This is a genomic window from Streptococcus mitis (assembly GCF_002096735.1).
Lineage (GTDB): Bacteria > Bacillota > Bacilli > Lactobacillales > Streptococcaceae > Streptococcus > Streptococcus mitis_CZ.
In genome coordinates this window covers 116,006-140,342 of sequence record NZ_NCVC01000012.1, presented here as the reverse complement: position 1 = coordinate 140,342, position 24,337 = coordinate 116,006, and the positions used below count along the sequence as shown (strand labels likewise).

The following is a 24,337-nucleotide window of genomic DNA, read 5'->3' as shown; positions in this document are numbered from 1 at the left end:
ATCAAAGAGCAAATTAGGAAACTAGCCGCAGGCTGTACTTGAGTACGGCAAGGCGACGTTGACGTGGTTTGAATTTGATTTTCGAAGAGTATAAATAGTAAACAAAAAGGAGCGCTGAGCTCCTTTTCTTCGTGATTATAAGGTTTTTTCTTGTTCTCTCACAACCAGCAAATCAACCTTAGCATGGCGGAGAATGTATTCAGATGAAGATCCGACCAAGAGGCGTTCAAAGGCGTTGAGACCAGTGGCGCCAACAAGAATGAGGTCCACTTCCTCAGCATCTGGAATAGTACGTGCCAGTAGGGTCTTTGGATTTCCCATTTCAATGACGATATGAACATCTGTCACACCAGCATCTTTAGCACGTTTTTCGTACTCTTTCATCAGACTTTCAGCGTCGACTTGGAGTTCTTCGTAAACTTCAGCATCAAAGGTGGATACGCTTTGGAGTGCGCGTGTGTCAATGACATGTGCGATGGTGAGTTTAGCGTCGTTTCGTAGAGCAGAATGAACTCCCTTGACAAAAGCCAAGTCTGCTTCTTTAGAACCATCGATTGCGACCATGATATTTTGGTAACGTTGTGCCATAATGAAACCTCCTGAAATTTTCTTACTATAATTGTAAACCTTTTCACTATAGAAGTAAAGCAAAAAAAGTATTTTTCAAAAGAATGTTAGCGATTAAAATCTATATAAATATATGATAAAATAAAAGAAAGGATAGCAGGAAAGAAGTGAAGGGAGGGAGAATGATGAAAAGCTCTTTTCAAGAAACAAAAAAATCAAATTTCCTTTATTATGGAATAATCCTAGTGTCGGTCTTGGTAGAAGTTATCATACTCTGGCAATTAGAGAGTCTGATACCGCTTCTTTATCCAGGTTTTATCGGCTTTTTAGTCTTTCATCTACTCTACCATCTGCTATTATTCCTAGTTGCAAAAAGAAGTGGACGCTTAGATTACTTGATGATATGGGGACTTTTCCTCATGTTCAATCTTCTTTATGACTCCTTTTTAGGCTTGCTTTTTCTAGGTTTATCTTTTGGTATGTGATGTGACTTTCGCAAAATACCTGCTATCTCCCCTGTCTTGGCCTCGCTTTTAGCGAGGTTTTTCTTCTATCTTAATCTAGTAACACATTTCAGTAAACTTGTCGCATTTTCTTTCTAGTGGTATAATGTTACTATCCTGATGAATTGAGGAAACAAGATGAAAGAATATAACAAGTCTAGTAAGTTAGAGCATGTTGCTTATGATATCCGTGGTCCTGTTTTGGAAGAAGCCATGCGGATGCGAGCAAACGGAGAAAAAATTTTACGTCTGAATACAGGAAATCCAGCAGAATTTGGCTTTACAGCGCCAGACGAGGTCATTCATGACTTGATTATGAATGCGCGTGATAGTGAAGGATATTCTGACTCCAAAGGGATTTTCTCAGCCCGTAAGGCCATCATGCAGTATTGCCAATTGAAGAAATTCCCAAATGTAGATATTGATGATATCTACCTTGGAAATGGTGTCAGTGAGTTGATTGTCATGTCCATGCAGGGGCTTTTGGACAACGGGGATGAAGTCTTGGTGCCAATGCCAGACTATCCTCTCTGGACAGCAGCTGTTAGCCTAGCTGGGGGAAATGCCGTTCACTATATCTGTGATGAAGCTGCAGAATGGTACCCAGATATTGACGATATCAAGTCAAAAATCACTTCCAACACCAAGGCAATCGTCCTTATCAATCCAAACAACCCAACTGGAGCCCTTTATCCTAAGGAACTCTTGTTGGAGATTATTGAGATTGCCCGTCAAAACGATTTGATTATCTTTGCGGATGAAATTTACGACCGCATGGTCATGGATGGACACGTGCATACGCCTGTGGCGAGCTTGGCACCAGATGTCTTCTGTGTCAGCATGAATGGTTTATCAAAATCCCACCGTATTGCTGGCTTCCGTGTAGGTTGGATGGTCTTGTCTGGACCTAAGACACATGTTAAAGGCTATATCGAAGGGCTCAATATGCTGTCCAATATGCGTCTTTGCTCTAACGTTTTGGCCCAACAAGTCGTACAAACTTCCTTGGGTGGTCACCAATCAGTTGATGAATTGCTCCTTCCAGGTGGACGAATTTACGAGCAAAGAAACTTCATCTACAATGCCATTCAAGATATTCCAGGTTTGTCTGCCGTTAAACCCAAGGCTGGACTCTATATCTTCCCTAAAATCGACCGCAATATGTACCGTATCGATGATGATGAACAGTTTGTCCTTGATTTCTTGAAGCAGGAAAAGGTTCTCTTGGTTCATGGTCGAGGCTTTAACTGGCAGGAACCAGACCACTTCCGTATCGTTTACCTTCCTCGTGTTGATGAACTAGCCCAAATCCAAGAAAAGATGACTCGTTTCTTGAAACAGTATCGTAGATAGGGCTTACATTCGAAAAAGCTGGAAACATTTGCCTAGAGCTATTGACAAAAGTAAAAGAATCAGATAGAATAGTAAAGTATGTTTAGTAACTGATCACTTTATAGCCGGCTAAACGAATACAAAATCTATGAGGAGGTATTCATCGTGAAACGTACTTATCAACCAAGTAAACTTCGTCGTGCGCGCAAACACGGATTCCGTAACCGTATGTCAACTAAAAACGGTCGTCGCGTATTGGCAGCTCGTCGTCGTAAAGGACGCAAAGTTTTGGCTGCATAATCCAAACGAACCATAACAAAAATCAGTAGGAACTCGAGTCTACTGATTTTTATTTTTGTAAAAAAGTTAAAAAGGCTTTATATTTTTGCTCAAATAGTGTATAATATTTCACATATAGTAAAAAATGGAGAATAATCATGAAGAAATCAAAAGTTATGCTTTTTGGAGCTATGGCTTTGACAGCAGGTCTAGCTCTAGCGGCATGTGGGTCTTCCCAATCAAGTAATGCAGACAAGACTTACTCTTATATCTTTGTTAGCAACCCAGATACCTTGGATTATATTACCTCTACTCGAGACTCAACATCTAGTATCACAACCAACTTGATTGATGGGTTGTTGGAAAATGACCAGTATGGCAATCTCATCCCATCTATGGCTGAGTCATGGACAGTGTCAAAAGATGGTTTGACCTACACTTATAAAATCCGTCAGGGGGCTAAATGGTACACTTCTGAAGGAGAAGAGTATGCAGATGTAACGGCTCATGACTTTGTGACAGGTCTCAAGTATGCGGCTGATAAAAAAGCTGAAAACTTGTACTTGGTACAAGACTCTATCAAGGGGCTAGCAGACTATGTTGAAGGAAAATCATCTGATTTTGGAACTGTTGGTGTGAAGGCAGTGGATGATTACACGCTACAATACACTCTCAACCAACCTGAGACTTATTGGAACTCTAAAACAACAGCAAGTATCCTTAGTCCTGTAAATGAAGCCTTCTTGAAGTCTCAGGGAGATGACTTTGGAAGTGTGACACCATCAAGTATTTTGTCAAATGGTCCTTACTTGTTTAAATCCTTCACATCAAAATCTTTGATTGAATTTGATAAAAACCCTAATTACTGGGATAAGGATAATGTTAAAATCGAGAAAGTGAAACTCTCTTTCTTTGACGGTTCTGACCAAGACAGCATTGCTAGAGGTTTCTTGGATGGTAACTATACAGATGGCCGTATCTTCCCAACAAGTTCAGTCTTTGCTGAACTCAAGAAGGGAAATGAGGACAAGATTACCTATACACCACAAAACTCAGTTACTTTCTACTATCTTTTCAACGTGAATCGTCAAAGCTACAAGCAAACTATGAAACAGTCTGATAAGGAAAAGACAGATTCACGCGCAGCTATGCAAAATAAAGATTTCCGTCAGGCTATCAACTTTGCCTTTGACCGTCATGCTTATGCAGCACAGACAAATGGTGAAGATGGAGCAGACCGTATCTTGCGTAATACGGTTACACCAAGTGACTTTGTCCAAGTTGGTGATAAGAACTTCGGTGACATTGTCAATGAGAAAATTGTCAACTACGGTAAAGATTGGGCAAATATTAACCTAAACGATGGTAAGCAAGCCTTCTTGAACCCTGACAAGGCCAAAGAGAAGTTTGCGAAGGCTAAAGAAAGTCTGCAAGCACAGGGAGTAACCTTCCCAATTCATTTGGATATGCCAGTTGACCAGACTGCTAAGTTGGATGTTCAACAGGCTGGATCTTTCAAACAAACAGTGGAAGAAACTCTTGGTAAGGAGAATGTAGTTATCGATGTTATCCAACTTTCTCCAGATGAAAAAGACCAAGCAACCTACTTTGCAGATACAGCAGAACAAAAAGACTACGATATCGACATCTCAGGATGGGGTGGAGACTACTCAGATCCTAAGACTTACCTAGCTATTCTTGATCCAGAGACAGGTTCTCAGTTGAAAAACATGGGCTTGTCTGAAGGAAAAGACAAGGAAGTCAAGGACAAGATTGGTCTTGCTGACTACAAGAAACTCTTGGATCAGGCTGATGCGGAAATCACAGATACTCAAGCTCGCTATGAAAAATATGCTGAAGCCCAAGCTTGGTTGACAGATAGCGCCCTCTTCCTACCAGTTCAAAGTGGTGGAGCTAACCCAATCTTCCGTAAGACTGTACCGTTTACAGGCCCATTCTCATTCGTTGGTCATAAGGGAAATGCGGACAACTACAAATATGTTGAATTGCAAAAAGAGCCAGTAACTGCTAAACAGTACCAAGAACTTTATGAAAAATGGCTAAAAGAAAAAGCTGAGTCAAATAAAAAAGCTCAGGAAGATTTAGCTAACCACATTCAATGATATTCCTAGTAATGCTTTTCAGTTAATACTCTTCGAAAATCTCTTCAAACCACGTCAGCGTTGCCTTACCGTATATATTGTTACTGACTTCGTCAGTTCTATCTGCAACCTCAAAACAGTGTTTTGAGCTGACTTCGTCAGTTTCATCTACAACCTCAAAGCAGTGCTTTGAGCAGCCTGCGGCTAGCTTCCTAGTTTGCTCTTTGATTTTCATTGAGTATAAGCATAGTGACTGGATTCAGAAAAAGGCCTTACCAGAGCTTCTTGCTTCTGGTAGGGCCTTTTCTTTATTCTTTTAAGTGATAGGAATAGCTAGCGACAACGACGTCTTGGTGCCAACGGAGGGCATATTTGAGTTTGAGACTCATCTGATTGTGTAGGATATTTTGCCAAGGTTTATTAGGGATAAACTGGGGTACCAGAACAGTGACTGTATAGTTCTTTTTCTGGGCTTCCTCGGATATCCGTTTGACATACTTGACAGTAGGCGTGATGATATCGCGGTAGCTGGTCTTGATATTTTTCAGAGTAATGGTTGGGAAGTAATCGGCAAATTCTTGGAGAATTTCTTGGTCTTTCTCTGCTGTTTCCTTAGTAGAAATGTGCATGGCTAGGACTTCATCTCCGATACTTTGAGCGTAGTTAATGGCTCCGACACTTACACGGGTGACATTCCCTACTAGGACCAGAACTAGATTTCCATCGTAGGTACGTTTTTCGATGCCTTCATAGAGTCGTAGTTGTTGGGCCACTTTTTGGTAATGACTGTGAATCGCCAAGAAGAGTAGGGTGAGTACGAGAATAATCGGGAAGAAAGGCCAGATATCACTGAGACGGAAAAAGAGCAGGATTAACACGATAGCGTAGCAAATGATGGCTCCAAGGATATTGGCAAGGGCAGGTTTTAAGAAATTTGCCCCCTTTTCTTTTTTCCAATGACGAATCATCCCAGTCTGAGAAAGGGCAAAGGGCACGAAGACACCAATAGTATAAAGGGGAATCAAACGTTCGGTATTGCCATTAAAAATGAGAAGAAGAATCATAGCCCCAAAAGCCAGAGTTAAAATTCCATTAGAGTAGCCTAGGCGGTCTCCTTTTTCCATAAAGAGATGAGGCATATATTTGTTTTTAGCCATATTGTAAGCCAGCATAGGAAAGGCTGAAAAGCCGGTATTTGCAGCTACGGCCAAAATCAAGGCTGTGGAGAATTGGAAGATATAATAGCCAAGGTGGCCTAAGAAGGAATTACCAAGGATGCCTTGAGCCATCTGTGAAAGAATGGTTTCTCCGTGTTGAGGCATAATCCCCATCCAGTAGTTTAGGAAGGTAATACCAGCAAAAAGAAAACCTAAAATCAGTGACATGATGGTCAAGGTTTGAGCGGCATTCTTTTCTTTTGGAGCCTTGAAAAAGGGAACCGCATTTGAAATAGCTTCAACCCCTGTCAGAGAGGCAGAACCACTGGTAAAAGATCTTAGAATGAGAACGATAGACAGACTCGGTACAGCATGCCCAATAGGAGAGGTCGCCTGATAGCTGAGAGTACCTGTCATTAGTTGAAAGATTCCGTAGAGCAAGAGAAAGACAGTACTGATGATAAAGAGATAGACAGGAATCATCAGTGAACTGGCAGATTCTTTCAAACCCCGTAAATTCAAGAGCATAAGCAAGCAAACTAGAAAAATGGAAATGTGGAGGTTGTAAGGGTGGAGAGCAGGGAGAGCTGCTGTGATAGCATCGGCTCCAGATGCAACAGATACCGCTACGGTCAGCATGTAGTCAACTAGCAGACTACCTCCAGCGATCAAGCCTAGCTCGGGAGATAGATTTTCTCGAGTAACCATATAGGCCCCTCCTCCTTGAGGATAGGCATGGATGATTTGACGGTAGGAAACGGTCAGGCTGGCCAGAAGTAGGAGGACAAAAAGGCCGATAGGAAGGCTCCACCATATAACAAGAGGAGAGAGACTAGCCAAGACGAGGACTACTTGCTCAGGCCCATAGGCAATGGAAGATAGAGCGTCGCTTGACAACATGGCCAAGGCCTGCATTTTTCCCAGCAGCCCTCCCTCGCCTTCTGTTAAGGACTTAAGAGGACGACCGATAAAGGTCTGTTTTAATTTTGTAAACATGGTATTTTCCTTTTCTGAAAATTTCAATAAGTGCTATTATACTGCTTTGGAAAAATAGCGTCAAGAGACGACGATGGATTTTAGAATATTTTTTACAGATGAGGAGAGAGGGCAGTTTTTTGGTATAATAGAAGATAGAAAACGAGGTTAGAAGAGATGATTTTTGATACACATACACACTTGAATGTAGAAGAATTTGCTGGTCGTGAGGCAGAAGAAATTGCCTTGGCTGCTGAGATGGGTGTGACACAGATGAATATTGTTGGTTTTGATGAACCGACGATTGAGCGTGCTTTGGAGTTGGTAGATGAGTATGACCAGCTCTATGCGACTATTGGTTGGCATCCGACAGAAGCAGGGACTTACACGGAGGAGATTGAAGCCTACTTGCTTGATAAGCTCAAGCATCCCAAGGTTGTTGCTTTAGGTGAGATTGGTTTGGACTACCATTGGATGACAGCGCCAAAAGAGGTGCAGGAGCAGGTTTTTCGCCGTCAGATTCAGTTATCTAAGGACTTGGATTTACCTTTTGTTGTCCATACTCGTGATGCGCTGGAAGATACCTATGAGATTATCAAAAGTGAGGGCGTTGGTCCTCGTGGTGGGATTATGCACTCATTTTCAGGGACTCTTGAGTGGGCAGAGAAGTTTGTCGCGCTTGGCATGACTATTTCCTTCTCAGGAGTGGTGACTTTTAAGAAGGCCACCGACATCCAAGAGGCGGCTAGAGAACTTCCTTTGGACAAGATTTTGGTGGAGACGGATGCGCCTTACTTGGCTCCTGTTCCTAAACGTGGTCGTGAAAATAAAACAGCCTACACTCGCTATGTAGTGGACTTTATCGCCGACTTACGTGGTATGACGACAGAAGAGCTAGCGGCGATAACAACTGCAAATGCAGAACGAATTTTTGGATTGGACAGCAAGTAATGAAAGAAAAAATTTCCCAAGTTATCGTGGTCGAAGGGCGCGATGATACGGCCAATCTCAAACGCTATTTCGATGTAGAGACCTATGAGACACGAGGTTCTGCCATCAATGAGCAAGATATTGCACGTATTCAGCGCCTACATGAGCTTCATGGAGTCATTGTCTTTACAGACCCAGATTTTAATGGGGAGCGGATTCGTCGCATGATTATGACGGCTATTCCAACAGTTCAGCATGCCTTCCTCAAACGAGATGAAGCTGTTCCCAAGTCCAAGACCAAGGGCCGTTCTCTGGGAATTGAGCATGCCAGCTATGAAGACCTGAAAATGGCTCTAGCTCAGATTACAGAACAATTTGAACATGAGAGTCAGTTTGATATCAGTCGTAGCGACTTGATTCGCCTTGGTTTTCTAGCAGGGGCAGACAGCCGTAAGCGACGAGAATATCTAGGAGAGGCTCTCCGAATTGGCTATTCCAACGGCAAGCAACTCCTCAAACGCCTAGAGTTGTTTGGGGTCACCTTGGCGGAAGTGGAAGAAGCTATGAAATCTTATGAGTAGGAAAGATGTAGCCGTTACAATTTTTTAAGTTTCACAGTATTTTTCGAAGCAGGTAGAAGAGGAGGCGTCTAATGTTAATTGGTCAAAAAATTAAAGAGATTCGGATAGAAAAAGGAATTAGTCGTCCAGATTTTTGTGGAGATGAGCAAGAACTGACAGTTCGTCAACTGTCGCGAATTGAAAGTGGAGCTTCGCAACCAAGTTTGCCCAAGTTAGACTATATTGCTCGCCGGTTAGGAGTTCCAGCTTATAGCCTTATGCCGGATTTTTCAGCTCTTCCTTCTGCTTATTTAGAATTGAAATACCAGATTTTACGTGAACCAATCTATAGTAAAGAAGAGGAGTATGATAAGAAGGAAGCGTGTTTGGAAGAGATAGAGGATTTATTTTATGAGCAACTTCCTAATGAGGAAAAAATATGGTTTGAAGCTACTAGAGCAACGATAGATGTTATTCGAAGCGGACGACCAGAATATGGGGAAACCGTACTGGACGATTATTTTAAAATAATTTATGATAAGGAATTGTTTTTGATAAATGAATTAGAAGTTATCAACTTATATTTTGCTATAGTGCTTACAAAGATAAAACAAGGTCAAAATCAGATTGAAGAAATTAACAGAATTCATTCGTTTTTAGTTCGTTTGACAAATCATGTAGAATTAATTGCACCAGAATATCTGTTTGCTTTAAGTAACACTTTGTTTTCGGGTCTAGCCTGTTTGGATAATTTGTCGTCTTATGATTCACTCGAAGCTTATATCTTTAGCCTTAATCATATAATGGAAAAAACACAAGATTTTCAGAAGAAACCAATTATATTAATGTTGGAGTGGAAATTATCTCTAATAATAAACAATGATTATGTTTCTGCCGAACAGTTCTATCAGAAATCGAAGCTATTTGCTGATATAATAGAAAATTCTTATTTAGTTACTATGTTGGAGAAACAATGGCAAGAAGATTTAAAAAAATATTTATAAACATAGTGAATCAGTGACAAAAATGTCCTTGTTCTAGTATTGAAATAGTTCTAAAGTTCGTCTTTAGGACTGTTTTTTATATATAAGCTAAAAATGACACGAAATGGTTCTATTTTAAGGACATTGATGTCCTTTGAGTTTATTTAAGAATAATTTATAATTAATAAAAATGTGAAAGGAGATTACAGTATGAACTTTTTTAGTTTATTTTATTTAGTTACTTGGTGGTTTAAATAAAATTTAGTTATGTCTACTTAGTCTCAAAAAATTTATTCATAACATATAATAAATACAACTTGATAGACTAAATTAGAAAAATAAGGAGAGGATACCATGAGGTGTTGCTTTGAAAAGGTCTATGATCCATGACTTAGTTTTACTTGAATAGAAAATGGACAATATATAATAAATATTTATGATAAAATAAAAAATAGAGGAGTATCAATATGAAACAAACAGTTAAAAAATTAGCCCTTGTAGCGAGCATTGCAGCAACATTAGGTGGAAGTGTAGCAGTAGTATCGGCCGCGGTTAAGTATCCAGATGGTGGTGTCTGGACGTATGGTTCAGGTGACGGAGGTGCTTACTCAAACTACTATCACTCTTCAGAATATCATAGCTCAACAGTTGTTAGTAGAAAAACTGGTTCATCTGATAAGGGATATGCTGGTGCTGGAGGGACTTCTCGTGCATGGATTCGTACTTCTTGGGGAGAGAAAGTTGCATTCTACTATAATGTTTAGAATGGTATAGCCCTATTGTTTAGCTTTACTTGGTCACCTTCTCACTAAGTGACCAAGTAACTTTTTGGAGGAAATGATGAAACGTTTATTTATTTTGATTTCAATGGTATTGGTATCGCTTTATATGGTGATAACTTCCGTTGACCATCGAGAAGAGATTTTATTTGGTAACTATCCTTCTGTTGATGTGACAGGAATGGTGATAAATCAACCAGTAGCTAGTCGCGAAGAGGTGACAGAGGCTTTGAGTCACTTGGCGGTAGAGCATAATAGTCTCATCGCCCGTCGGATTGTTGAGCCAAATGAAGCTGGAGAAACACGCTTTATCTATGCCACTTATGGTGAGGGAGAGCTTCCAGAAGGTCTGACCATTTCCTCCAAGGAGAGTTCAGAAACGAGTGATTTATTAGGGTCTTACTTGATTGTGTCAGGAAGTTTGGATGGAGTGAGTTTACAGACCACCTTGAAAGAACTTGGTTATCAAGGCTTTGTTTCGAATGGAGAAGATCCATTTTCGATAGTCTTATTATTGGCGGCCACCCCTATGGGGCTACTGAGTCTAGCTATTTTTCTGCTGACCTTTATGAGTCTGACCCTGATTTATCGGATCAAGTCCCTTCGTCAAGCAGGGATTCGCTTAATAGCTGGTGAGAGCTTGTTTGGGGTGGCTCTCAGACCAGTGTTAGAAGATGTGAGACAGCTTATCTGCTCAGTGCTGGTATCCAGTCTTTTGGGATTGGGGATTCTCTGGTATCAAGGTGCCTTGTTTATGGCAACGGTACAACTGGTCATCATTGGTCTTTTGCTTTATGGATTGGCCTTGGTAGGGATTTCTACCTTATTAAGTATCGTGTATCTACTTGGTTTACAAGAAAATAGTCTGGTGGATCTATTGAAAGGGAAACTCCCTCTCAAACGTATGATGACATTGATGATGGTGGGGCAACTCTTGGCCGTGCTGGTGGTCGGCTCGAGTGCGACTGCTCTCCTACCCCACTACCGTGAAATGCAGGAAATGGAGAGAGCTAGCGATAAATGGAGCCAGTCCTCAGACCGTTACCGTCTATCCTTTGGTTGGTCTAGTGCATTTGCCGATGAAGAAGGAATGCGTAAGGATAATCGTGAGTGGCAGACATTTACTGAAGAACGGTTAGCCAATACAGACTCTTTTTATATTATGAGCAATGTTGACAATTTCTCAGATGGAGCAGAAGTGGACCTAGATGGCAATCGTCTCAATGACTACACACCGTCAGGGAATGTCATCTATGTCTCACCGCGCTATCTGATAGAAGAAAAGATTACCGTTTCTTCAGAGTTTATGGATAAGATGCAAAACTTGTCTGAGGGAGAGTTTGGGCTGATCTTGCCTGAGAGCTTGCGAGAGCAGTCTGCCTACTATCAAGGATTATTTACAGATTACCTGCAAAACTTTTCATCTGAAAGTGTAGAAGTGACGAGTCAGAAACACTACCTCCCACAGGTAACGCTAGCTTTTACAGAAACAGGACAGGAACGCTTCCTCTATAACGATGGGTACAAGACGACACGCCAGTACCTAAAAGATCCGATTATTGTAGTTTTAACGCCGCAAGCGACTGGAACAAGACCTGTTGCAGGGATGTTATGGGGAACTACGGCTAATAGTGCCTTGAAATTAGATCAATATCAAGACAGCATCACAGCTCTAAAAGAGCAAGGTCTGTATCACAAGGTCTCTTATTTGGTAAAAAGCCAGCTATTTTTTGCCAAGGTACTAAATGACAAACGGATGGAGTTCTACTCTCTCCTTATTGGGACTATTTTGACTCTATCTACGGCTATCTTGTTATTTGATTCCATGAATCTTCTCTATTTTGAGCAGTTTAGACGGGAGATCATGATTAAACGTCTTTCTGGTATGACAATCTATGAGCTTCATGGCAAGTACTTACTGGCGCAAGGAGGAGTTCTCTTACTTGGGCTAATCCTATCTAGTGTTTTGACAGGAGATAGCTTGATTAGCGCTCTAGTTGTAGCTTTGTTTACGCTTAACGCTCTGTTGATTTTAGTTAGACAGGATAAAAAAGAAGAAGCTGGTAGCATGGCAGTATTGAAAGGAAAATAAGATGATTGATATTCAAGGATTGGAAAAGAAGTTTAATGACCGCGCGATTTTCTCTGGTTTAAACCTCAAGCTGGAGAAGGGCAAGGTTTATGCCTTAATCGGTAAGAGTGGAAGCGGAAAGACGACTCTGCTGAATATCTTAGGTAAACTAGAAAAGATAGATGGAGGAAGGGTTCTCTATCAGGGGAAAGATTTAAAAACCATTCCCACTCGTGAGTATTTTCGAGACCAGATGGGCTATCTCTTTCAAAATTTTGGCCTCTTAGAAAACCAATCAATCAAAGAGAATTTGGATTTGGGCTTTGTTGGTCAGAAAATCTCAAAAGTAGAACGTTTGGAAAGGCAAGTGGAGGCTTTAGAAAAAGTTAATCTAGGGTATTTGGATCTAGAACAAAAAATTTATACCTTATCTGGGGGAGAGGCTCAACGAGTTGCCCTTGCGAAGACTATTTTGAAAAATCCACCCTTGATTTTGGCAGATGAACCAACAGCAGCTCTTGATCCTGAAAATTCAGAGGAGGTTATGAATCTCTTGGTGGGCTTGAAAGATGAAAATCGAATTATCATCATTGCGACCCATAATCCCCTAGTCTGGAATAAGGCCGATGAAATCATTGATATGAGGGAGCTTGCTCATGTGTGAAAAAATCCGTATTCGCAGGGTATCTGATTATCCTAGTGCCAGAGGTGGTTTAGAAGATATTCTCATCATGGAAAATATGACCAATCATCTCCTTTTGGTTCAAATCCGAGTGAATGGCTATTTGCTTGATTTTGCTAGTATTGAAGGGCAAAGGCAAAAGCATTATCGTTTGAAAAATTTACCTCAAACGGTTGAACTGACAGTGGACGACGTGGAGGAGGATGTAGATTTGACCCTACCTGAAAATCGAAGTTATAAAGAAGCTGATTTTTTCGAACGGATGTTTCGAGAGAACCGCTAAGTCCACCTTTAAAGATTTTCAAGACTATCTTTCTTCATGAGAGAAGATAGTTTTTTGGTATGATTTTCACCCCCAAAATACAAGGGGAATGTGTTACAATAGTAGTAACAGATAATAGAAAAGAGAATAGATGAGAATTGCAGATTATAGCGTGACCAAGGCAGTGCTGGAGCGTCACGGTTTTACCTTTAAGAAGTCCTTCGGGCAAAATTTCCTGACGGATACCAATATCCTCCAAAAAATTGTGGATACGGCTGAAATTGATGACCAGGTCAATGTCATTGAGATTGGGCCAGGTATTGGTGCCTTGACAGAGTTTTTGGGTGAGCGTGCAGCAGAAGTTATGGCCTTTGAGATCGACCACCGTTTGGTACCGATTTTGGCAGATACTCTGCGTGATTTTGACAATGTGACCGTGGTTAACGAGGACATTCTCAAAGTGGATTTAGCGCAACATATCCAGAATTTCAAAAATCCTGATTTGCCAATCAAGGTAGTAGCCAACTTGCCTTATTACATCACGACGCCTATTCTCATGCACTTGATCGAGAGTGGGATTCCTTTTAGTGAGTTTGTGGTCATGATGCAAAAAGAAGTGGCAGATCGTATCTCAGCCCAACCTAATACCAAGGCTTACGGTAGCTTGTCGATTGCGGTGCAGTATTACATGACAGCTAGGGTTGCCTTCATCGTGCCGCGTACAGTCTTTGTGCCAGCGCCAAATGTGGACTCAGCCATTTTGAAAATGGTGCGTCGTCCAGAGCCAGCCGTAGCAGTAGAAGACGAGAACTTCTTCTTCAAGGTTTCCAAGGCTAGTTTTACCCATCGCCGTAAGACCTTGTGGAACAACTTGACAGGTTACTTTGGCAAGACTGAAGAGGTAAAGGATAAGCTGACCAAGGCATTGGATCAGGCAGGCTTATCTCCATCTGTGCGTGGGGAAGCCCTCAGCTTAGCAGAATTTGCCAGCCTAGCAGATGCGCTTAAAGGGCAAGGACTCTAAGATGCAGGGACAAATCATTAAAGCCTTGGCGGGGTTCTATTATGTGGAGAGTGAGGGTCAGGTTTATCAAACACGCGCGCGTGGGAATTTCCGTAAAAAAGGCCATACCCCTTATGTTGGGGACTGGGTAGATTTCTCTGCTGAGGAAAATTCAGAAGGTTATATCCTCAAAATTCACGAACGGAAAAACAGTCTGGTTCGTCCGCCTATTGTCAATATTGACCAAGCTGTGGTAATCATGTCAGTCAAGGAACCGGACTTCAACAGCAATTTGCTGGATCGGTTCTTGGTTCTTTTGGAACATAAGGGCATCCATCCCATCGTCTATATTTCTAAAATGGACTTGCTGGAAGATAGAGGAGAACTGGATTTTTATGAACAGGCTTATGGTGACATCGGCTATGACCTTGTGACCAGTAAGGAAGAACTTTTGCCCTTGTTGACAGACAAGGTTACAGTCTTTATGGGCCAGACTGGTGTTGGAAAATCAACTCTTCTCAATAAAATCGCACCGGATCTTAATCTTGAAACAGGAGAAATCTCAGACAGTCTGGGTCGCGGGCGCCATACTACTCGAGCTGTTAGTTTTTACAACCTCAATGGGGGTAAAATTGCAGACACGCCAGGATTCTCATCGCTGGATTATGAAGTATCAACGGCTGAAGACCTCAATCAGGCTTTCCCAGAGATTGCTAGTGTTAGTCGAGACTGTAAATTCCGCACTTGTACCCATACTCATGAACCATCTTGCGCAGTTAAGCCGGCTGTTGAAGAAGGTGCCATTGCCACCTTCCGTTTTGACAACTACCTGCAATTCCTTAGCGAAATTGAAAATCGCAGAGAAACCTATAAAAAAGTCAGCAAAAAAATTCCAAAATAAGGAGAAGCCTATGTCTCAATACAAGATTGCTCCGTCAATTCTGGCAGCAGATTATGCCAACTTTGAACGTGAAATCAAACGCCTAGAAGCAACTGGGGCAGAGTATGCCCATATCGATATCATGGATGGTCACTTTGTACCACAAATTAGTTTTGGTGCAGGTGTGGTTGCAGCTCTTCGTCCTCATAGTAAGATGGTCTTTGACTGCCACTTGATGGTAGCTAATCCAGAGCATCATTTAGAGGATTTTGCGCGTGCAGGTGCGGATATCATCAGCATCCATGTTGAAGCAACGTCTCATATCCACGGAGCCCTCCAAAAGATTCGTTCACTTGGTGTTAAACCTTCAGTTGTTATCAATCCTGGTACGCCTGTTGAAGCCATTAAACACGTGCTTCACCTAGTTGACCAAGTCTTAGTCATGACAGTGAACCCTGGATTTGGGGGACAAGCCTTTCTACCTGAAACTATGGATAAGGTTCGTGAGTTGGTTGCCCTTCGTGAGGAAAAAGGCTTGAACTTTGAAATCGAAGTCGATGGTGGGATTGATGACCAAACTATTGCTCAAGCCAAAGAAGCTGGTGCGACTGTTTTTGTAGCAGGTTCCTATGTCTTTAAGGGAGATGTCAATGAGCGAGTACAAACTCTCAGAAAACAACTGGACTAGAGTTGCCGTTTTTGCAGGCGGAGAACGCGGTCACTACCGGACGGATTTTGATTACTTTGTCGGTGTGGATCGAGGCTCGCTCTGGGTCTTGGAAGAAAATCTGCCTCTCGCTCTAGCAGTTGGAGATTTTGATTCTGTCACTGCAGAAGAGCGACAGGTGATTAAAAAACGAGCTCAGCATTTTGTCCAAGCGAGACCAGAAAAAGATGATACAGATTTGGAATTGGCTCTCTTGACCATTTTTAAACAAAATCCTCAGGCTCAAGTCACTATTTTCGGTGCTTTGGGTGGCCGTATTGACCATATGTTGGCTAACGTCTTTCTGCCTAGCAATCCAAAGTTGGCCCCCTATATGCGTCAGATAGCGATTGAGGATGGGCAAAATTTGATTGCCTATTGTCCAGAAGGAACCAGTCAGCTTGAACCGCGTTCAGATTATGACTACCTAGCCTTTATGCCAGTTCGGGATAGCCAGTTGACCATTCTTGGTGCCAAGTATGAGTTGACAGAGGAAAATTTTTTCTTTAAAAAAGTGTACGCTTCTAACGAATATATAGATAGGGAAGTTTCGGTGACTTGCCCAGATGGCTATGTGGTTGTCTTGCATAGCAAGGACAGGAGGTAAGATGGAAAGTTTACTTGTTCTATTATTAATTGCCAACCTAGCTGGTCTCTTTCTGATTTGGCAGAGGCAGGATAAGCAGGAAAAACATCTGACCAAGAGCTTGGAGGATCAGGCAGATCATCTGTCAGACCAGTTGGATTATCGTTTTGAACAAGCCAGACAAGCCAGCCAGCTGGATCAAAAAGATTTGGAAGTGGCTGTCAGCGATCGTTTGCAAGAAGTGCGAATGGAGTTGCACCAAGGTCTGACCCAAGTCCGTCAAGAAATGACAGACAATCTCCTCCAAACTAGGGATAAGACTGACCAACGCCTCCAAGCCCTGCAGGAATCAAATGAGCAACGTTTGGAACAAATGCGCCAGACGGTCGAGGAAAAGTTGGAAAAGACCTTACAGACACGCTTGCAGGCTTCCTTTGAGACAGTTTCCAAGCAACTGGAGTCGGTCAATCGTGGTCTGGGAGAAATGCAGACAGTTGCCCGCGATGTTGGTGCTCTCAATAAGGTTCTCTCTGGAACCAAGACGCGAGGAATTCTGGGAGAATTGCAACTGGGGCAAATCATCGAAGACATCATGACACCAGCCCAGTATGAACGAGAATACGCAACAGTTGAAAACTCTAGCGAACGAGTGGAGTATGCCATCAAATTACCTGGACAGGGCGACCAGGAATATGTCTACCTACCAATCGACTCTAAATTTCCACTGGCAGATTATTACCGCTTGGAAGAAGCCTATGAAGCAGGTGATAGGGACGAGATTGAACGCTGCCGTAAGTCACTCCTAGCAAGCGTCAAGCGCTTTGCTAAGGATATCAAGAGTAAGTACATAGCCCCACCTCGGACGACCAATTTTGGAGTCTTGTTTGTTCCGACAGAAGGACTTTACTCAGAGATTGTTCGCAATCCGATCTTCTTTGATGATTTGAGACGAGAGGAGCAGATTATTGTCGCAGGTCCAAGTACCTTATCAGCCCTTCTCAATTCCCTATCAGTTGGCTTCAAGACCCTCAATATCCAAAAGAGTGCTGACCATATTAGCAAGACTCTTGCTAGTGTCAAGACCGAGTTTGGCAAGTTTGGTGGCATTCTGGTCAAGGCACAAAAACACCTCCAACATGCCTCTGGCAATATTGATGAATTATTAAACCGTCGTACCACAGCTATCGAGCGGACGCTCCGTCACATTGAGTTGTCAGAAGGTGAGCCTGCGCTTGATCTACTCCATTTCCAAGAAAATGAGGAAGAATATGAAGATTAGTCACATGAAAAAAGATGAGCTGTTTGAAGGCTTTTACCTAATCAAGTCAGCTGACCTGAGACAAACTCGCGCTGGGAAAAACTACCTAGCTTTTACCTTCCAAGATGATAGTGGCGAGATTGAAGGGAAACTCTGGGATGCCCAACCTCATAACGTTGAGGCCTTTACCGCAGGTAAGGTTGTCCACATGAAAGGACGCCGAGAAGTTTATAACAATACCCCTCAAGTCAATCAAATTACTCTCCGCCTGCCTCAGCCTGGTGAACCCAATGATCCAGCTGATTTCAAGGTCAAGTCGCCAGTTGATGTCAAGGAAATCCGTGACTATATGTCGCAAATGATTTTCAAAATTGAAAATCCTGTTTGGCAACGGATTGTCCGAAAGCTCTACACTAAGTATGATAAGGAATTTTACTCCTATCCCGCTGCCAAGACTAATCACCATGCCTTTGAAACAGGCTTGGCCTATCATACGGCGACCATGGTACGTTTGGCAGATGCCATTAGCGAAATCTATTCTCAACTTAATAAGAGCCTGCTCTATGCAGGAATTATGCTACATGACTTGGCTAAAGTTATCGAGTTGACGGGACCAGACCAAACTGAGTATACAGTGCGAGGCAATCTCCTTGGACATATCGCTCTGATTGATAGTGAAATTACCAAGACAGTGATGGAACTCGGCATCGATGACACCAAAGAAGAAGTCGTTCTGCTCCGCCACGTTATCCTCAGTCACCACGGTTTATTAGAGTACGGAAGCCCGGTTCGTCCACGTATTATGGAGGCAGAGATTATCCATATGATTGACAATCTGGATGCTAGCATGATGATGATGTCAACAGCTCTGGCTTTGGTGGATAAGGGAGAGATGACCAATAAAATCTTCGCTATGGACAATCGTTCCTTCTACAAACCAGATTTAGATTAATAATTTAAGAAAAACGAGCATTTTTTAGGGCAAGAATGTTCGTTTTTTTATGTGAATATGGTATAATGGATAAAATATCAAAATTAAATGAAATGGGAAATAGAAATGAAATTAAGAAGAAGTGATCGGATGGTTGTCATTTCCAACTATTTGATTAATAATCCTTATAAACTAACTAGTCTCAATACTTTTGCTGAAAAGTATGAATCTGCTAAATCATCCATCTCAGAAGATATCGTGATTATCAAACGCGCCTTTGAGGAAATCGAAATTGGTCACATCCAGACTGTAACTGGGGCTGGCGGAGGTGTTATCTTTACACCGTCTATTTCGAGTCAGGATGCTAAGGAAATGGTTGAAGACTTGCGTGCCAAGTTGTCAGAAAGTGACCGTATCTTGCCAGGTGGCTATATCTACCTGTCTGATTTGCTTAGCACACCAGCTATCTTGAAAAATATTGGTCGCATTATTGCCAAGAGCTTTATGGACCAAAAAATTGATGCGGTTATGACAGTAGCGACTAAGGGTGTTCCACTTGCAAATGCAGTTGCCAATGTCCTCAATGTTCCTTTTGTTATTGTGCGCCGTGACCTGAAAATTACCGAAGGTTCAACTGTCAGCGTCAACTATGTATCCGGTTCAAGTGGTGACCGCATTGAGAAAATGTTCCTTTCAAAACGTAGTCTCAAGGCAGGCAGCCGTGTCTTGATTGTGGATGACTTCTTGAAAGGCGGCGGAACTGTCAACGGGATGATTAGTCTCTTGCGTGAGTTTGATTCAGAATTGGCAGGTGTAGCAGTCTTTGCGGATAATGCTCAAGAAGAACGCGAAAAGCAGTTTGACTACAAGTCACTCTTGAAGGTAACCAATATTGATGTCAAGAACCAAGCCATCGATGTTGAGGTTGGTAATATCTTTGACGAAGATAAATAAGAGATAGAACTAAAGGTTGGAACGATTGTCCCAGCCTTTCTTTGCAAATAGAATAGAAGGAAACTTATGAAAACACCATTTATCAATAAAGAAGACTTAGAAAAGATTGTTGCCGAGTTCCCAACTCCCTTTCACTTGTATGATGAGAAGGGAATTCGTGAAAAGGCAAGGGCCGTCAACCAAGCATTTTCATGGAACAAGGGCTTTAAGGAATATTTTGCAGTTAAGGCTACTCCAACACCAGCTATTTTGAAAATTCTCCAAGAGGAAGGGTGCGGTGTGGACTGCTCTAGTTATGTAGAACTTTTGATGAGTCATAAACTGGATTTTCCAGGTTCTGAGATCATGTTCTCTTCAAACAACACGCCAGATAAGGAATACGCCTATGCACGTGAATTGGGTGCGACCATTAACTTGGATGCCTTTGAAGATATTGAACATCTAGAGCGTGCAGCAGGCATTCCAGAAATCATCTCTTGTCGTTACAATCCTGGAGGCGTTTTTGAACTAGGGACAGACATTATGGACAATCCTGGAGAAGCCAAGTTTGGTATGACCAAGGACCAGCTCTTTGAAGCTTTTGCTATCTTGAAGCAAAAAGGAGCTAAGACTTTTGGGATTCACTCCTTCCTAGCATCCAATACTGTCACCCATCTCTATTATCCAGAGTTGGCACGTCAGCTCTTTGAATTGGCTGTTGAAATCAAGGAAAAGTTGGGCATTTCGCTAGACTTTATCAATCTTTCTGGCGGTATTGGTGTCAATTATCGTCCAGACCAGGAGCCGAACGATATCGCCTTGATTGGTGAGGGAGTTCGTAATGTTTATGAAGAGGTTCTTACGCCAGCAGGTCTTGGTCAGGTTAAGATTTTCACCGAACTGGGTCGTTTTATGTTGGCACCTCATGGTGCTTTGGTCACAAGAGTCACTCATAAGAAGAAAACTTACCGTACTTATCTGGGTGTGGATGCATCAGCAGTCAACCTCATGCGTCCAGCTATGTATGGAGCCTACCACCATATTACTAACGTGACCCATCCAGATGGACCAGCTGAAGTGGTAGATGTGGTTGGTTCACTCTGTGAAAACAATGATAAATTTGCAGTGAATCGCGAACTGCCTCATACAGAAATCGGTGATTTGCTGGTAATTCATGATACAGGTGCTCACGGATTTTCAATGGGCTACCAGTACAACGCCAAACTTCGTTCTGCGGAAATCCTCCATACCGAAGAAGGCAAAGGCCGTCAAATCCGCCGTGCAGAGCGCCCTGAGGACTATTTTGCAACCTTGTATGGTTTTGATTTTGAAGAATAAAATGATAATTAATTGAAAATGAAATTGAAAAACAGATTGCTTTCTAAAAAATAGGCAAAAATCTTGTTTTTCCTTCAAGTCATGATATAATAAAACTATAAAACGTTTTCAAGGAAGGTAACGATATGTCTGAAGAAACAATTGATTATGGACAAGTGACAGGAATGGTGCATTCGACAGAAAGCTTTGGGTCAGTAGATGGGCCTGGTATTCGCTTTATTGTCTTTTTGCAGGGCTGTCACATGCGTTGCCAGTATTGCCACAACCCTGACACTTGGGCTATGGAGTCCAATAAGTCACGTGAACGGACGGTAGATGATGTCTTGACTGAAGCCTTGCGTTACCGCGGTTTCTGGGGGAATAAGGGTGGGATTACAGTCAGTGGAGGAGAAGCCCTCTTGCAGATTGATTTCTTGATTGCCCTTTTTACCAAGGCCAAAGAACACGGAATCCACTGTACCTTGGATACCTGTGCCCTTCCTTTCCGTAATAAACCACGTTACCTTGAGAAGTTTGACAAACTCATGGCTGTCACTGACTTGGTCCTCTTGGATATCAAGGAAATCAACGAAGAACAGCACAAGATTGTCACTAGCCAAACCAATAAAAATATCTTGGCCTGTGCCCAATATCTATCAGATATTGGAAAACCTGTCTGGATTCGCCACGTGCTAGTTCCAGGATTGACAGACAGAGACGATGACCTGATTGAACTTGGGAAATTCGTCAAGACCCTCAAAAATGTGGATAAGTTTGAAATTCTACCTTATCACACCATGGGTGAATTCAAATGGCGTGAACTGGGAATTCCATATTCCCTCGAAGGGGTTAAACCACCAACAGCAGATCGCGTCAAGAACGCTAAAAAGCTCATGGATACCGAAAGTTACCAAGACTATATGAAACGTGTACATGGATAAAAAAGAAGCCTGATGGAAACATCGGGCTTTTAAATTTACACAAATATAGATAATTAAATGAAACAAAATTTTATACTCTTCGAAAATCTCTTCAAACCACGTCAGCGTCGCTTTGTCGTATATATGTGACTGACTTCGTCAGTCTTATCTACAACCTCAAAACCGTGTTTTGAGCAGCCTGCGGCTAGCTTCCTAGTTTGCTCTTTGATTTTCATTGAGTATTAAATCTTTTTTACTCTCTAAATTCTGAAAAAAATCCGAAAATGAGTGTATAAGATATAGTTACTTTTAGAAATATTAAATAGAATAGGAGAACATCTATGGAACAAAGTATTACCATTAAAAATTTATGTAAGTCGTATGGCCAAACTCAAATTTTAAAAGATATTTCTTTTGAAGCAAAAGCAGGTAAAGTGACTGCTTTCCTGGGTCCAAATGGAGCTGGTAAAAGTTCAACCTTACGTATTTTATTAGGATTAGACAAAGCAACATCTGGTCTTACCAAAATTGGAGATCAAACTTATAAGGAATTAAAATTTCCTCTAAAGACTGTAGGAGCTTCATTTGACAGTGTAGGAGCTCCTGATGATCGGACTGTTTATCAACATTTGAAAATTGTTGCTGCTAGTAATGGGATATCCAGTCAGCGAATTGAACAAGTCTTGGATATGGTGGATATTAGTCATAAGAAAAAATCTAAAATTGGGAAATTATCATTAGGAGAAGGACAACGCTTGGGAATTGCAACAGCTCTATTAGGAAATCCTCAATATCTGATATTGGATGAACCGACTAATGGGTTGGATCCAAGAGGAATTCGGTGGTTTAGAGAGTTTATAAAAAAACAAGCTCAAGAAGGGAAGACCGTCTTACTGTCATCTCATATATTATCGGAAGTGGAAGCAGTAACAGATGATGTAGTTATCATAAATAAAGGAAAAGTTCTTATAAAAGGGACTTTACAAGAAGTGATGAAAAATCTTTCTTCACTAGAGGAAGTCTTCTTTAGTTTAACAGAGGGAGGGAAGTGACATGGCACTTATTTACTCTCTTCATTCTGAAATATTGAAATTACTTTATAATAGAGCTACTCATGTTGTACTATTCTTGATACTGGTATTTCAAACGTTTTTAGCAAATATTGGTGCTTCTCAAATTGTTTCAGTTGGTATCCATGCTACACCAGAGACAAATCCAGATTTAGCAGAGGCCTTACCTCCTATTGAATTTTTAGGTTTTGATGTCACTTTATTTGGTGTTTTTATTATGATTATCCTAGGCTCAATTTACGGAGCCGAGGAATACAAAGGCTTGGCTATTCGTACAAGCCTCCTCTCTGTTACAAATCGAAGTACTTTCCTAGTTTCAAAAACATTAGTTTGGCTTATATTTTCTTTTATCATTTCCTTTCTATCAATATTCTTGACAATTAACATGACACATTATGTTTTAGGACAAGATGGCTTATTGCTTTTTTTACTAAATGGAACAGTTTGGTTCTATATATTTTTAGCCAGTATAGCTTGGACTTTGTTGGGACTGCTGGCCTATATTATGGCTTTGACATTTAAAACAGCCATTGTTCCTCTATTATTTTTGCTTCCTCAAGTCTACAATTTAGGAACATTCTTAGCAAACTATATATCGGCTGCAAAATTTCTTCCAGTTGCATTGGGGCAAGGATTGATTGCTACATCTCCTCAAATTTTAGAACATAATAGTTTACAACATATTTTATTTTTACTTTGTTGGAACTTCTCATTCTTGGCTTTAGCAATTTACCGCTTACTCAAGTCAGATATTGGAGGAGGTGAATAAGTTGAAAGAACAACTTAAAAGTGAGTATCTCAAGTTTATTATGAATCCTTGGCACTGGTTGATTATAGGTGCTCTATTACTGTGTATTCCGGCGATGGTTGTTTTTTTAAATAGTAAGCCAGACCAGTTGACTCTACAGTTTGTTTTGGAACAGCTACTGCAAAGTCTCTATTTAGGACAGGCAGGTTTCGTTAGTCTAGCGGTTCTATTTATAGGTCAGGAATTTACAGGTTCTAGCCTTCGTACCAGTTTTCTTACATGTCCAAATCGTTTGAAATTTATAATCTGTAAACTAGCTATTGTATTATGTGTGGAAATTGTATTATTGGTCGCTGTAATATCATTATGTATACTAATCGCCCAAGGATACTACAATATCAATCTTTTGAGTAATATTAAACATGTTCTGACAATCCTATTTCCAGCATGTATTTCTATTCTAACCTTCTCTCTTTTAAGTGGTATTTTTGTATTTATTTCCCAGTCTTTTATCTTAATTTTGGGAATCAGTTTATCCCTTTTATTGGGGTTGGGACAAATGTTACTACAATTCAGTTCTTTTTTTAGAAATTTACCATTACTAGCTAGTATGAATTGTTTTTATACCCATCCCTTGTCGCTTTATTATCCAGTGTGGCAAGGCTTAGGGATACAAATAGTTTGGTTATTAATTGTTTTTCTATTTGCTACATTGATACTTATAGGAAGAAATGTACGCTAAAGACAGGGGATGTCCTGTCTTTTTCTTGGTTAGTGCTATAATATAGTTAGGAGGGTGAGTT

25 protein-coding genes are annotated in these 24,337 nt (G+C 41.3%); 23 read left to right on the top strand and 2 right to left on the bottom strand.

Annotated features, from left to right (window positions below):
- Positions 1 to 135 precede the first annotated feature (135 nt).
- Complete coding sequence (locus B7703_RS02705) at positions 136 to 588, bottom strand: universal stress protein (RefSeq protein ID WP_000079152.1); 453 nt, start codon at positions 586 to 588, stop codon at positions 136 to 138.
- A 161-nt stretch (positions 589 to 749) separates the two neighbouring features.
- On the opposite strand from B7703_RS02705, the gene B7703_RS02700 reads away from it, so the two are divergent.
- From B7703_RS02700 to B7703_RS02685, 4 genes are all read left to right on the top strand, one after another.
- Entirely contained in the window at positions 750 to 1,052 is a 303-nt protein-coding gene (locus B7703_RS02700) for a hypothetical protein (RefSeq protein WP_192851952.1), read from the top strand.
- 156 nt (positions 1,053 to 1,208) lie between these two features.
- On the top strand, positions 1,209 to 2,423 hold the full coding sequence (locus tag B7703_RS02695; protein WP_000666455.1) for a pyridoxal phosphate-dependent aminotransferase: 1,215 nt from the start codon (positions 1,209 to 1,211) through the stop codon (positions 2,421 to 2,423).
- Between the two features lie 144 nt (positions 2,424 to 2,567).
- On the top strand, positions 2,568 to 2,702 hold the full coding sequence (rpmH, locus tag B7703_RS02690) for a 50S ribosomal protein L34 (protein WP_000831905.1): 135 nt from the start codon (positions 2,568 to 2,570) through the stop codon (positions 2,700 to 2,702).
- 137 nt (positions 2,703 to 2,839) lie between these two features.
- Positions 2,840 to 4,804 (top strand): peptide ABC transporter substrate-binding protein, encoded by a 1,965-nt coding sequence (locus tag B7703_RS02685; RefSeq protein ID WP_084923507.1) that lies wholly within the window; start codon positions 2,840 to 2,842, stop codon positions 4,802 to 4,804.
- 287 nt (positions 4,805 to 5,091) lie between these two features.
- Here B7703_RS02685 and B7703_RS02675 read toward each other — a convergent pair whose 3' ends face one another.
- Positions 5,092 to 6,936 carry an APC family permease gene (locus B7703_RS02675; protein WP_084923505.1) on the bottom strand — a complete coding sequence of 615 codons (1,845 nt, stop codon included), beginning with the start codon at positions 6,934 to 6,936 and terminating at the stop codon, positions 5,092 to 5,094.
- Between the two features lie 156 nt (positions 6,937 to 7,092).
- Between B7703_RS02675 and B7703_RS02670 the strand changes: the two genes are divergently transcribed.
- The 19 genes from B7703_RS02670 (at position 7,093) to B7703_RS02575 (ending at position 24,276) form a co-directional block, all read left to right on the top strand.
- Positions 7,093 to 7,866 (top strand): TatD family hydrolase, encoded by a 774-nt coding sequence (locus B7703_RS02670; protein ID WP_084923504.1) that lies wholly within the window; start codon positions 7,093 to 7,095, stop codon positions 7,864 to 7,866.
- Positions 7,866 to 8,426, top strand: a complete 561-nt coding sequence (gene rnmV / locus B7703_RS02665) for a ribonuclease M5 (protein ID WP_084923502.1) — start codon at positions 7,866 to 7,868, stop codon at positions 8,424 to 8,426. The genes B7703_RS02670 and rnmV overlap by 1 nt, the downstream gene beginning before the upstream one ends.
- A 71-nt stretch (positions 8,427 to 8,497) precedes the next feature.
- Positions 8,498 to 9,409, top strand: coding sequence for a helix-turn-helix domain-containing protein (locus B7703_RS02660; protein ID WP_084923501.1), 912 nt, complete (start codon positions 8,498 to 8,500; stop codon positions 9,407 to 9,409).
- A 446-nt stretch (positions 9,410 to 9,855) separates the two neighbouring features.
- On the top strand, positions 9,856 to 10,152 hold the full coding sequence (locus B7703_RS02655; RefSeq protein ID WP_000815396.1) for a lactococcin 972 family bacteriocin: 297 nt from the start codon (positions 9,856 to 9,858) through the stop codon (positions 10,150 to 10,152).
- A 76-nt stretch (positions 10,153 to 10,228) separates the two neighbouring features.
- A complete protein-coding gene (locus B7703_RS02650; RefSeq protein WP_000825283.1) occupies positions 10,229 to 12,259 on the top strand; it encodes a bacteriocin-associated integral membrane family protein in 2,031 nt (676 codons plus the stop codon).
- Position 12,260: 1 nt separating this feature from the next.
- Positions 12,261 to 12,902, top strand: a complete 642-nt coding sequence (locus B7703_RS02645; protein ID WP_000565528.1) for an ABC transporter ATP-binding protein — start codon at positions 12,261 to 12,263, stop codon at positions 12,900 to 12,902.
- Positions 12,895 to 13,203, top strand: coding sequence for a hypothetical protein (locus B7703_RS02640; RefSeq protein ID WP_000333261.1), 309 nt, complete (start codon positions 12,895 to 12,897; stop codon positions 13,201 to 13,203). Before B7703_RS02645 ends, B7703_RS02640 begins: the two co-directional genes overlap by 8 nt.
- Positions 13,204 to 13,333: 130 nt before the next feature.
- Positions 13,334 to 14,206 carry a 16S rRNA (adenine(1518)-N(6)/adenine(1519)-N(6))-dimethyltransferase RsmA gene (gene rsmA / locus B7703_RS02635; RefSeq protein WP_084923499.1) on the top strand — a complete coding sequence of 291 codons (873 nt, stop codon included), beginning with the start codon at positions 13,334 to 13,336 and terminating at the stop codon, positions 14,204 to 14,206.
- A gap of 1 nt (position 14,207) precedes the next feature.
- Positions 14,208 to 15,086 (top strand): ribosome small subunit-dependent GTPase A, encoded by an 879-nt coding sequence (gene rsgA, locus B7703_RS02630; RefSeq protein WP_084887453.1) that lies wholly within the window; start codon positions 14,208 to 14,210, stop codon positions 15,084 to 15,086.
- A 10-nt stretch (positions 15,087 to 15,096) separates the two neighbouring features.
- Positions 15,097 to 15,753: a ribulose-phosphate 3-epimerase gene (gene rpe / locus B7703_RS02625; RefSeq protein ID WP_084887455.1), complete on the top strand. Its 657-nt coding sequence runs from the start codon at positions 15,097 to 15,099 to the stop codon at positions 15,751 to 15,753.
- Positions 15,716 to 16,378 (top strand): thiamine diphosphokinase, encoded by a 663-nt coding sequence (locus B7703_RS02620; RefSeq protein ID WP_084923498.1) that lies wholly within the window; start codon positions 15,716 to 15,718, stop codon positions 16,376 to 16,378. Before rpe ends, B7703_RS02620 begins: the two co-directional genes overlap by 38 nt.
- A gap of 1 nt (position 16,379) precedes the next feature.
- Positions 16,380 to 17,636, top strand: a complete 1,257-nt coding sequence (locus B7703_RS02615; RefSeq protein ID WP_192851951.1) for a DNA recombination protein RmuC — start codon at positions 16,380 to 16,382, stop codon at positions 17,634 to 17,636.
- Positions 17,626 to 18,567: a 3'-5' exoribonuclease YhaM family protein gene (locus B7703_RS02610; RefSeq protein WP_084887461.1), complete on the top strand. Its 942-nt coding sequence runs from the start codon at positions 17,626 to 17,628 to the stop codon at positions 18,565 to 18,567. The genes B7703_RS02615 and B7703_RS02610 overlap by 11 nt, the downstream gene beginning before the upstream one ends.
- Positions 18,568 to 18,672: 105 nt before the next feature.
- On the top strand, positions 18,673 to 19,500 hold the full coding sequence (gene purR / locus B7703_RS02605) for a pur operon repressor (protein WP_023943469.1): 828 nt from the start codon (positions 18,673 to 18,675) through the stop codon (positions 19,498 to 19,500).
- A 66-nt stretch (positions 19,501 to 19,566) separates the two neighbouring features.
- Complete coding sequence (locus B7703_RS02600; RefSeq protein ID WP_084923496.1) at positions 19,567 to 20,817, top strand: diaminopimelate decarboxylase; 1,251 nt, start codon at positions 19,567 to 19,569, stop codon at positions 20,815 to 20,817.
- A 125-nt stretch (positions 20,818 to 20,942) separates the two neighbouring features.
- Positions 20,943 to 21,737, top strand: coding sequence for a pyruvate formate-lyase-activating protein (gene pflA / locus B7703_RS02595; protein ID WP_001288286.1), 795 nt, complete (start codon positions 20,943 to 20,945; stop codon positions 21,735 to 21,737).
- Positions 21,738 to 22,057: 320 nt separating this feature from the next.
- Entirely contained in the window at positions 22,058 to 22,768 is a 711-nt protein-coding gene (locus B7703_RS02585; protein WP_020901990.1) for an ABC transporter ATP-binding protein, read from the top strand.
- Position 22,769: 1 nt separating this feature from the next.
- On the top strand, positions 22,770 to 23,555 hold the full coding sequence (locus B7703_RS02580) for an ABC transporter permease (protein ID WP_049516004.1): 786 nt from the start codon (positions 22,770 to 22,772) through the stop codon (positions 23,553 to 23,555).
- A gap of 1 nt (position 23,556) precedes the next feature.
- The gene (locus B7703_RS02575; RefSeq protein ID WP_049516002.1) at positions 23,557 to 24,276 is read left to right on the top strand and encodes a hypothetical protein; all 720 of its coding nucleotides are present in this window, start codon (positions 23,557 to 23,559) and stop codon (positions 24,274 to 24,276) included.
- Positions 24,277 to 24,337 lie beyond the last annotated feature (61 nt).

Excerpts from the sequence above, each read along its gene's own strand:
- rnmV (WP_084923502.1), top strand. The coding sequence starts at position 7,866 with ATGAAAGAAAAAATTTCCCAAGTTATCGTGGTCGAAGGGCGCGATGAT.
- B7703_RS02600 (WP_084923496.1), top strand. The coding sequence starts at position 19,567 with ATGAAAACACCATTTATCAATAAAGAAGACTTAGAAAAGATTGTTGCC.
- pflA (WP_001288286.1), top strand. The coding sequence starts at position 20,943 with ATGTCTGAAGAAACAATTGATTATGGACAAGTGACAGGAATGGTGCAT.
- B7703_RS02645 (WP_000565528.1), top strand. The coding sequence starts at position 12,261 with ATGATTGATATTCAAGGATTGGAAAAGAAGTTTAATGACCGCGCGATT.
- B7703_RS02580 (WP_049516004.1), top strand. The coding sequence starts at position 22,770 with ATGGCACTTATTTACTCTCTTCATTCTGAAATATTGAAATTACTTTAT.
- B7703_RS02655 (WP_000815396.1), top strand. The coding sequence starts at position 9,856 with ATGAAACAAACAGTTAAAAAATTAGCCCTTGTAGCGAGCATTGCAGCA.
- purR (WP_023943469.1), top strand. The coding sequence starts at position 18,673 with ATGAAATTAAGAAGAAGTGATCGGATGGTTGTCATTTCCAACTATTTG.
- rsgA (WP_084887453.1), top strand. The coding sequence starts at position 14,208 with ATGCAGGGACAAATCATTAAAGCCTTGGCGGGGTTCTATTATGTGGAG.
- B7703_RS02660 (WP_084923501.1), top strand. The coding sequence starts at position 8,498 with ATGTTAATTGGTCAAAAAATTAAAGAGATTCGGATAGAAAAAGGAATT.
- B7703_RS02615 (WP_192851951.1), top strand. The coding sequence starts at position 16,380 with ATGGAAAGTTTACTTGTTCTATTATTAATTGCCAACCTAGCTGGTCTC.
- B7703_RS02670 (WP_084923504.1), top strand. The coding sequence starts at position 7,093 with ATGATTTTTGATACACATACACACTTGAATGTAGAAGAATTTGCTGGT.
- B7703_RS02685 (WP_084923507.1), top strand. The coding sequence starts at position 2,840 with ATGAAGAAATCAAAAGTTATGCTTTTTGGAGCTATGGCTTTGACAGCA.
- B7703_RS02585 (WP_020901990.1), top strand. The coding sequence starts at position 22,058 with ATGGAACAAAGTATTACCATTAAAAATTTATGTAAGTCGTATGGCCAA.
- B7703_RS02610 (WP_084887461.1), top strand. The coding sequence starts at position 17,626 with ATGAAGATTAGTCACATGAAAAAAGATGAGCTGTTTGAAGGCTTTTAC.
- B7703_RS02695 (WP_000666455.1), top strand. The coding sequence starts at position 1,209 with ATGAAAGAATATAACAAGTCTAGTAAGTTAGAGCATGTTGCTTATGAT.
- B7703_RS02650 (WP_000825283.1), top strand. The coding sequence starts at position 10,229 with ATGAAACGTTTATTTATTTTGATTTCAATGGTATTGGTATCGCTTTAT.
- B7703_RS02705 (WP_000079152.1), bottom strand. The coding sequence starts at position 588 with ATGGCACAACGTTACCAAAATATCATGGTCGCAATCGATGGTTCTAAA.
- B7703_RS02700 (WP_192851952.1), top strand. The coding sequence starts at position 750 with ATGATGAAAAGCTCTTTTCAAGAAACAAAAAAATCAAATTTCCTTTAT.
- B7703_RS02620 (WP_084923498.1), top strand. The coding sequence starts at position 15,716 with ATGAGCGAGTACAAACTCTCAGAAAACAACTGGACTAGAGTTGCCGTT.
- B7703_RS02675 (WP_084923505.1), bottom strand. The coding sequence starts at position 6,936 with ATGTTTACAAAATTAAAACAGACCTTTATCGGTCGTCCTCTTAAGTCC.
- rpe (WP_084887455.1), top strand. The coding sequence starts at position 15,097 with ATGTCTCAATACAAGATTGCTCCGTCAATTCTGGCAGCAGATTATGCC.
- B7703_RS02640 (WP_000333261.1), top strand. The coding sequence starts at position 12,895 with ATGTGTGAAAAAATCCGTATTCGCAGGGTATCTGATTATCCTAGTGCC.
- rsmA (WP_084923499.1), top strand. The coding sequence starts at position 13,334 with ATGAGAATTGCAGATTATAGCGTGACCAAGGCAGTGCTGGAGCGTCAC.